Here is a 9,754-nt window from a genome sequence, read left to right as displayed (position 1 = left end):
CGCTTGACCACTATTGTCTGTTGCTTCTATCTTAATCGGCTCAATTTCTGTGTTAACTTCTTGCGTTTGATCCGCAATTTCTTCAACCGTTGGTTTTGTTGTATCTACAACATTTATCTTAAACGATGTTTCCGTTTCATTTCCTTTAACATCTCTTGATATCACTGTCACTGTGTATGTACCAACATTTGTTGGTGTGCCACTTATCATATTTGAACTGTTATTAAATGTCACTCCAGCTGGAAGTCCGCGCACATCGTGAATTACCTTATCTCCACTATTGTCTGTTGCTTCAATTATAAATGGGTTAAATGCTGTGTTAACTTCTTGCGTTTTATTGCTTATTGCTTTTACTGCTGGTGGAGTTTTATCAATTACAGATATTGTGATAGCTGGTGATACATTAGCTCCTTTATCTATTGATGTTATTTTTATTGTTTCTTTTCCTGTAAGAACGTAATCACTAGGTATTGTAATGGAAAAATTTCCATTACTATCTACTTTACCATTAAGTGTGCGACCATCATTAAATGCTAAATTAATATTTGTATCAGCTTCAGCCGTTCCCTTGATTGAAGTATCTTCAGTTGTAATATTATTGGCTTTCGGCGCTACAGGAGGAATTCTATCTATCACGTCTATATATGATGAGGCATAAGAACCAAATAGACGTTTATTAGGTGCTCCCGAATCGTAAGAATCTAAGTAGTCTACTTCCATCCATGAATCAAAAGTTTCTCTTGCACTTACTTTTGATGCAATACTTTCAAGCGTGTAGCCATCTTTTAATTTATAAGAAATTGTATAGCTTCTAGATTGACCGAGTGTCCCAAAAAATACATTCTTATCTAAACTAGTTCTAGCATTACTAAGTTGATCTGACGTATTGTTATTCTTAATAGAAATTTCATTAATCTTACTACTATCAAATAATCCATCATTATCAATCGACCCATTCACGTAACGATCTTGACTAATAGGTTTTCCATCTGGATCCGAAACATATAATTTCACTGAATTAGGGTCTATATACGGTATCAGTTCTTTATTCACTTGTTCTTTAACATAAAGTACTGCTCTATAATCAGTTTGTAAAAAGTTCTCATTTGGTTTAAATGTATGTACTGATTTTATACTCTTTTGAGAACTATCATATTTGATTTTATTAATCACTCTGCCAGCTGTAAAACCTGATTTTTGAGTTGTATTTGGTGCTTTACTATCAAGCGTTGGTGTGATAGAGGCGACTTGTATACTCTCTTCTGCGATGGCGCCATCATTAGTTGTCCAAGTATGTGTTAAATACACAGGTCTATTATTTGAATAGCCTAAGCTAGATAATGTTTGTGAATTCTTTAATGTGATGAGAATTTCATGATTTGTCACTGAACCGATTTCCCCACTATTAACAGTACTTCCATTTATAGGTGCGCTCCAATTTTGACCATTATTAGTAGTATCCATTTTCACACCACTTAAAGTGATTGACTCAATTTGAGTGTAGAAATCACTTTGAGCAAATGATAAATTAACTTTACCACCATTCACAAAGTCACTTTGAAGAGAGAGCCATTTAGTTAAATTTAATTTAATGACACTTCCAGTGTTATCTTGTAACTGTGAAATACCAGCGTGACGCAAATTACTATTTTCTTTAACAGTTGTCGCATCATAACCAAGGTCATTTAATAAATATGAATACTCGGAATTATTGGGTTTTGTATACGTTTTAGGTTTTGTGTCCTCAGTTGCAGCAAGCAAATTAATTCTTGGATTATCATTTCTTAAATTAAGCGGTGTCGCCATTAAATTGGTGAAACCAGTGAAATTATCACTTTGTGGTGAAGGACTCTCATCATGACTTGTCAACTGTGTTGTATCTAGTTCATTTTCTATGTCATTTGAAGTACTATTCGTCATATTATCGCTATCTGAATGATTTACTTCGTCAGTGGTTTGATGATTTGTATCGTTTGATAAGCTAGTCTTTTCAATATTATTAGATTCTTTTGGTGTGGAACTCGTAGCTTCGTCCTTGTTGGAAGATTCTTTAGAAGTAGGATTTAATGTTGATTGCGTATCTTGATTAGTATTGGAGTTATCGTGTTGAGTTGTATTTAAATCATCTGATTGGTACGTTGATTCGTCTGAAGTACTTTCTGTATGATTTGTCGTTGCGTTGTCATCATTTTTGTTAGTGGTTTCATTGGTTGTCTGGTTGTCTGCAGATTTAACGTGGGTATCCGTTTCAGTTTCAGTCGATGTTCTTTGACTAAGCGTATCTTCATCATTCCGATTAGTTGATTCTTCAATAGAAGATGGATTGTTATTTTGTTCAAATTCTGATTCTAAAGTCGTATCTGCTGATGTGTTACTAATTTGATCATCTTCTGATTTAACCAGTTCTTCATCACTCGATTTGCTATCGTTTGTTTTATTATCTTCATTTTGAGAGAAGGTATTGTCCGTTTCAGCTGCTTTAACTTGTCCATTAATACCAAACACTAGCGTTGCGCCTATTAGTAAGGATGCTGTACCAGCTGAGAGCTTTCTAATACCATATTTATTAAGTAAATTAGGAAGAAATCCTTGTTTATTTTTCATTTTTTAAAATCACCCCAAAAAAATTACTTAGTGTTATTTTAATGTATCGTTCATACATTATATTGAATTTATTATATGTTTTCAAATATACATCAATTTAATATTTCATATATCTGATTTTCCAAAATATTAATATCGTCATATTAAAATATAAGATATTATTTTCTAAAAATAACATTTAATGAATTTCAAGAGAAAATATATCAATAATTTAATGTATACGCAAAAAGTTTTGAACGCATTTTTAAATTGTTAGACATAAAAAAGCCCAAAAGAGGGACGTTTCGTCCAGCTTTTGAGCATTATTTCTTATTTTTCTATGATTTCTTTAGGTACTGTTTCTAAAAAGGAAACATATGCATTTAAATTTATCCCTTCGTCTACGAAAATAATTCTTCCCCCGTGACGCGTACCTTTTTCTTTAATATTAAAGATTCTACGATATCCTAACTTAGGCGACGCATAATATCCAGTCGTGTAATGCAAATCGTCTGATACACATAGTTCTGCCTTTACACCTTCAAATGTATTGATACAAGTTGCAAGTGCACGTGCATCTTTTACTCTTTCTGATATTTCTCCATTACGTTTGCATGTTTTAAATGCTAAATGAGTTACCCTGATACCTCGTTGTTCAGTGCTATCAAGTCGTTGTCCGGTTTGTGCAGATAGAATAATGGCTCCAGTATAAGTAATATCATTCTTTATATATTCTAACCCTTTGTTTAGCGCATATTCAGAAACATCTGTTTGTTTCGCTAATTGTGTTAATGTATCGTTTAAATTTTCAACCACTGGTAATGCTACTAACGTTTGAATCGGTGCCTTAACCTTTTCAATTTTCAAATTTAAGAAATCTATATTTCCATTTTCATGATTAAAGGCTTTATTAAAATATTTTTTCAAATAATTTTCTAAATCTTTAAATTCACACATTGTTTCAGCACCGCTAATATGAATATCTTCGTGGCTTGCACGCATTTTTATACTATACATAGCTATCACCTTCATCGTATTGTTTCATTACATTGAAAAGTCGATCAATATCATCTGTGTCATGAAAATAGGATAATGAAATTCTTAATGTTGGCTGTGACACTGTTGGATACCTTAAATAACTGACAAATATACCATGTTCAAATAACATGTCGTATTGTGCTTGTGCTGAAACCAAACTATCACAAACGATATTTTTGATGGGTGTATTAGATAATGGTTGATTGGGAAATAATTCCATAAATTGGTGATTAAAATATTCACTAAGTGCATTCAACTTCTCTCGTCTGTATGTATCTTCAATCACATGTTGTAAGCTCACTTGAATAAAATACAAATGATAGCTAGGTAAACTACTCGAGTAGATAAGCGAACGACCTTTATTAATAATTAAATCTTTTACATCTTTTGAACTTAGTATTAAGCCACCATGGGCTCCCCACGCTTTAGATAAACTTGAGGTAACTATGTCAATATCTGCATGACACTCAAAGAGATTTAATCCTAAACTATGAGATGCGTCAATAATTAAAATCGCATTGTAACGTTGCTTGAGATTAACTAGCCTATTAATATCTGCTTTAGCGCCGTTAGTAGAAAACACACTATCAGAGACAATCACTTTTTGAACATCTGGATGCGAGTCCCGCGCTAAATGACTTTCCAAGTCATCATAGTTTAAATGTTGATAAATCACTTTTGATAGACCACTTAGTTTAATACCGTCTATTATACTGGCGTGATTCTGTTGATCCGAAAAGATAACAACATTATTATTTTTAAAAATATTAAATACCGCTAAATTCGCATCGTAACCACTATTAAAAATTAAGGCATCTTCAAAATTAAAATACTCGCTGATTGCTTGTTCTAATTGCTGATAAACAACTGAATTGCCACTCACTAATCTAGAACTTGATAGATGGATGCTATATGTCTTTATAAAATCTAAGAAATTTTGAGGTTGATATTCAAGTTGTCCTATACCGAGATAATCGTTCGAAGTAAAATTAATATAAGATTGGTCATTGATATAAATATATTGTTTTTCTACGGACTGAATCGGTTGAAGCGCTCTATATAAACCTTTATCTTGTATCTGTTTTAACTGTGCTTTAATGTCCATAAATACCCTCTTACTTCTTACTCAATGTTTGATGTAAGGCTTTGTCGAAAATTTTAACCATTTTTTTAATTTCTTTATTAGACATACTTAAAATAGGTACGAAAGTGATGACATTTTCCAAATTCCGAATCATCAATCCATTCTCTTTACATCGACGTATAATCAGTTCTACAGTAGGAATATCGAGTGGTGTCTGCGTTGATTTGTTTTCAACTAATTCCACACCATACATTAATCCCCGCCCTCTAATATCTCCAATATTTTTATGAGGTTGAAGTGCCTCTAGGCGTCGCTTTAATGTTTGAGATGTCTTTTGAATGTGCCCAATCAGATGCTTCTTTTTAAAAAGATTAATATTCTCAAGTGCTACGGAACAAACTAACTGATTACCTGTATATGTATGACCGTGGAAAAACGTATTCTTACCGTGACTCTGACTTAAAAAAGCATCATATATCTTTTGAGATGTTAAAGTTGTCGCTAACGGTAAATAACCGCCTGTAATTGCCTTACCCAGACACATAATATCTGGTTGTACATCTTCATGGTTACAGGCAAACATTTCTCCCGTACGCCCGAAACCAACAGCTACTTCATCACAAATCAGTAACACATCGTATTTTCTACATAACTGTTCTACAGCTTTCAAAAATCCATGTGGATGAACAAATAAACCTGTTGCACCTTGTATAAGTGGCTCTAGAATAAATCCTACTATTTCATCATTTTTCTCAGATAATATATCTTCAATTTGATTCAGTATTGAATTAAGCATTTCCGCTTCATTGCGGTACTTACTTTTATATAAACACGGTGTTTCTATCTGTATATTTTCAAAAATAAGGTCTTTAAAAATGTTGTGGAAACTATCGATACCACCAACGCTAACAGAACCTATAGTATCTCCATGATATCCATGATGTAATGTAAGAAATTTATTCTTCTTCGCATATCGTTCAGCATCGATATTCTTCCAATATTGATAAGCCATCTTAATAGCAATCTCTACCGACGCACTCCCCGTATCGGAGTAAAACACTTTTTGTAATCTATCTGGTGTTAATTTGACTAACTGCTCGGCAAGCTCAATCGATGGAATATTAGACGAACCTAATAGCGTAGAATGGGCAATCTTATCAAGTTGTTTATGAATGGCTTGATTTAACTTTTTATGTTGATGCCCGTGCACATTGACCCACAATGACGCATAACCATCTAAATATTTATTGCCTTCAGTATCGTATAAATAACTTCCGCGACCTTTTTCAATAATAATATTGTCATTTTTAGCATAGACTCCCATCTGTGTGAATGGGTGCCATACATACTGTGCATCTTTATGATTTAACTCTCGTGTATTAGCCATTGGATCCTCCTATCATTCGTTGTATAAATGCTTCGGAAAAGCTTTCTTGGGTCGCTTGATGACCTAACGTATAAACAGGCTTATGTGTTAATTTTTCAATGGTATGTAAATTATCCTGTTCAATAGCGCTATCAGTATAGTTATTCATGATTAACACATTCGGGGGGAGTTCATGATGATCAATATATTTCTGATGAACGATGGCATCATTAATCGCACCTAATTTTGAAGGTAAGACGCTCACAATGAAATCCGATGTGTCTTTAATTAAATCTGTTGTCATATAAAAATGGTCACTGTATTCATAGATAGGCACTGCAATACCACCTGCACCTTCAATGAGAATCATATCGAATTGTGCTTCTAGTGATTCGAGTTTGTCTATCATTGTTTGATGGTTCAATTGCTGATGCCTTTCAATTTTAAATGCTAAGTGTGGTGAAACTGGGTCTTTGAATGTGTAAAGTGACGTGACGTCATAGTCTAAATCGCATTCGTTTTTATAAATCTCTAAATCTGGGTATCTACCTCCACCGATTTCTTCAGTTTGAAAAGGTTTGAAAATACATACCCGATATCCCCTCGTTTTTAATGCCTTATAGAGATATTTAGTAACATACGTTTTACCGATGTCAGTATTCGTTCCAGTTATAAATATGTTCATGTTTATCATGTCACCTATCTTTAATGTAAACTTATTACATTTTAAAGTTTACATTTAGAGTATGAAGGTTGCAAGTGATAACAATAAGTGGGGTAAGTGTGTGATTAAATGAGGAAAGTAAAAGATTTTCGAGAAATGGTATGTGTTGCATATTTTAGATGAAAAATCCTGCTGCTTTCATTTCAACTGCTTTATACTTTGTTTCTACTGAATAAGAAACTCTTTTCATAGAAAAACACCTCCGTATGATTCATTTTAATATGAATTCAACGAAAGTGTTTTTATATCATTCCCACTAATTGGGGTCAGTCTATTTTCTTGTCATTGTATTCTGGACTTTTATATAGAAGCATGTAATATATAAACAAATTTGCTGTAAACATTCCGAATATTAAAGCTAAGATTCCAAAATGAATCTCCATAAAAATAGTTTGAATAAAAAATACGAGAATGAAATTATTAAAAATAATAAGATTTCATAAATTAACAGAATCATGATTTTTCTCCTATAAATTAAAGTTAAAGAAAACATAAATCATAATCAATTTTCTAATGTTCACAGCGAAAATTATTAGGAAAGCTGTTAAATGAAACGACGCAAATTTAAGAGTATATAGGATCAAGGAAAAGCATATTAGACTTTAAAAGGTGCTAAAAAGTATTATTGAAAAGTAAGTATAAAATCAATAATTCTATTAAAATTGCAATAGTCATTAGTAAACTAGTTTAATAGTTTACTAATAAACTTATAGACTAGTAAATAAGTATACTTGTAAACTAGTAAATTTATTTACTTATAGTGATGTGTTTAATTACTATAATAAACTTGAAATATACTTATAAAGTATCTCTTTTGCCTCTAGATATCATAGAAATGGATCTGGATCTCACTATCATTACATAAAATGACTTATCGGAAGTTAACTATTATCGCATATTCAGAGATGATATAATATACAGGTCGCCTATCTCTCAGGCGTCAATTTAGACGCAGAGAGGAGGTGCATATCAGATGATCGAAGCTCTTGTTCACATCACGACCACAGTCATCAGTGGTTGTATTGTTGCGTTATTTACGCATTGGCTACGTACACGTAACAATAAGAAAAAATAGGCGATATTAAGCCAACACCTAAAAATCCCCTCACTACGGCAATAGTGAGGGGATTGGTGCATATAATGCACGAAGCTCTTGTTAAGTGAATTATAACACTGTTTAGTAGAGAAATGCAAAATTATAAAGTGTGTTGAGTTAAATTAAACATTTTTCTTTTTAAAGACAAGTACTACGAGAATTAAGAAAATAATAATATAAACAATATTACCAATAAACAATTCATGTAGTTCTAATTTTGTGTATTTTTTCATGCTTTTGTCAACAATTTGAATCATAATATTCATCATACTAATAGGGTTCCATTTTAACCATTCCCATTTATCTACAATAATTGTTAATATACCTGACAAGATTGAAGTGGCAAAATAAAATACAATACCAACAGCAATAGAGACACCAGGACTTTTCATTGCACATGAAATTAATAAAGTGACACTTAAAACTAACCAAGTTCCGACATATGTACCTAACCCAGTTAATAACATTTTACTTAATAACGATAACTCATCCCCCTTACTTTCAAGGAGATTAATATCATTGAAGAAAATAGCCCATAAAATAAATCCTACAACAATGCTAATAATAAAATATAGTAATGAAAAGAGTACTAATGTAATAATTTTACTGATAATAATATTTGTTCTTGTATATTTGCGATAGAGAAGATTTTTAATTGTACCATGATAAAATTCCATTGAAATAATGGTACTAGCTTGAATAATTAATAAAAAGATAAACCATGAAAATCCACTAAAAGCTGATTCAATAGACGATTGTGGAGAAAAAACATCATCATAATTTTTAGAAATTATAGCTTGAACAACCATTAATAATATAATGATAATTGGTATAATAAATGTTGATTTCTTTTTACATAATTTAAAACATTCTTGTTTAATTAAAGTCCCCATTTTAAGATTGATCCTCCTTATCAATGATATTTAATAATACATTTTCTAAATCGTTATCCTCATATTGATTTAATTCCTCTTCTGTAGTTTCAGTAACAAGTTTACCTTTGTTAATGATAAGGATAGAATTTGTAATTTTTACTAATTCACTCAAAATATGACTAGAAATTAAAAAAGTAACTCCTTCTTGTGCTTTTTTTACAATAAGTTCTCTCACATCTCTCACAGCCTTAGGATCTAAACCATTCATAGGTTCATCTAAAATAATTAACTGAGGTTGATTTAAAAAAGCTATTGCAATACCTAATTTTTGTTTCATACCAAGTGAATATGTTTTTGCTTTGTTATGTATATAATCATCCATATCCAGTTGAGAGACAATTGTATCAATGTCGTGAGTATTTTTTGTTTCATTTAATAGTTTTAAATTGTCATATCCTGACATGAAAGGATATATTCCAGGATTTTCAATCAATGCACCAACATTACTTTTTTTATTCTTATTTTCAATAATTCTAAATGTCCCATCTTGATAGCTCGAATAACCTAATATGACTTTCATTAAAGATGTTTTTCCTGCACCATTGGCACCCACAAGACCAATAATCTGTCCTCGTTTTAGGTTTAAAGAAACATCCTCAAGAATAGTCTTATTACCTATCTTTTTTGTTAAATGTTCTACTGTTAAAACATCCATACAATTAGCTCCTTTTTCTTATTTAGATATATGTTATAAATCTAACCTTAATTTATCATAAACTATAATTTATTAAAATGAATATTGAGATACATCAATATAAATCAAATGAAATTCTGTCTATTTTAAGTACACCCTAATCATACAAAATAAGTTTGTCACTTTACTTGATATATGAGAATATTTTTATTTAATAAATAAGAAAGAGCGTGGGACATAAAGTTCCAGGATAAGTAAATAAAGACAATTTCTATTGAAATAATATAGAAATTG

The 9,754-nt window shown here is 31.4% G+C and carries 8 protein-coding genes; 1 reads left to right on the top strand and 7 read right to left on the bottom strand.

Annotated features, from left to right (window positions below):
• From ACVBFA_RS11495 to bioD, 5 genes are all read right to left on the bottom strand, one after another.
• Positions 1-2,604: putative Ig domain-containing protein (locus tag ACVBFA_RS11495; protein WP_447158855.1), on the bottom strand; the 2,604-nt coding region annotated here is incomplete at its 3' end.
• Between the two features lie 309 nt (positions 2,605-2,913).
• Positions 2,914-3,600 (bottom strand): 6-carboxyhexanoate--CoA ligase, encoded by a 687-nt coding sequence (locus ACVBFA_RS11490; protein ID WP_126122669.1) that lies wholly within the window; start codon positions 3,598-3,600, stop codon positions 2,914-2,916.
• A complete protein-coding gene (locus ACVBFA_RS11485) occupies positions 3,593-4,726 on the bottom strand; it encodes an aminotransferase class I/II-fold pyridoxal phosphate-dependent enzyme (protein ID WP_002490407.1) in 1,134 nt (377 codons plus the stop codon). Before ACVBFA_RS11485 ends, ACVBFA_RS11490 begins: the two co-directional genes overlap by 8 nt.
• Before the next feature lie 10 nt (positions 4,727-4,736).
• On the bottom strand, positions 4,737-6,092 hold the full coding sequence (gene bioA / locus ACVBFA_RS11480) for an adenosylmethionine--8-amino-7-oxononanoate transaminase (RefSeq protein ID WP_126122668.1): 1,356 nt from the start codon (positions 6,090-6,092) through the stop codon (positions 4,737-4,739).
• Positions 6,085-6,756, bottom strand: a complete 672-nt coding sequence (gene bioD / locus ACVBFA_RS11475) for a dethiobiotin synthase (protein WP_002446826.1) — start codon at positions 6,754-6,756, stop codon at positions 6,085-6,087. Before bioD ends, bioA begins: the two co-directional genes overlap by 8 nt.
• Before the next feature lie 1,012 nt (positions 6,757-7,768).
• Here bioD and ACVBFA_RS11470 point away from each other — a divergent pair.
• Positions 7,769-7,870, top strand: a complete 102-nt coding sequence (locus ACVBFA_RS11470; RefSeq protein ID WP_002446825.1) for a type I toxin-antitoxin system Fst family toxin — start codon at positions 7,769-7,771, stop codon at positions 7,868-7,870.
• 143 nt (positions 7,871-8,013) lie between these two features.
• Here ACVBFA_RS11470 and ACVBFA_RS11465 read toward each other — a convergent pair whose 3' ends face one another.
• On the bottom strand, positions 8,014-8,784 hold the full coding sequence (locus ACVBFA_RS11465) for an ABC transporter permease (protein WP_126122801.1): 771 nt from the start codon (positions 8,782-8,784) through the stop codon (positions 8,014-8,016).
• A gap of 1 nt (position 8,785) precedes the next feature.
• The gene (locus tag ACVBFA_RS11460; RefSeq protein ID WP_002446823.1) at positions 8,786-9,481 is read right to left on the bottom strand and encodes an ABC transporter ATP-binding protein; all 696 of its coding nucleotides are present in this window, start codon (positions 9,479-9,481) and stop codon (positions 8,786-8,788) included.
• Between the last annotated feature and the right edge of the window lie 273 nt (positions 9,482-9,754).

Source organism: Staphylococcus sp. MSU001 (genome assembly GCF_052976705.1).
The sequence above is the reverse complement of the archived record's forward strand: the minus strand, read 5'-3'. Positions and strand labels throughout refer to the sequence as shown.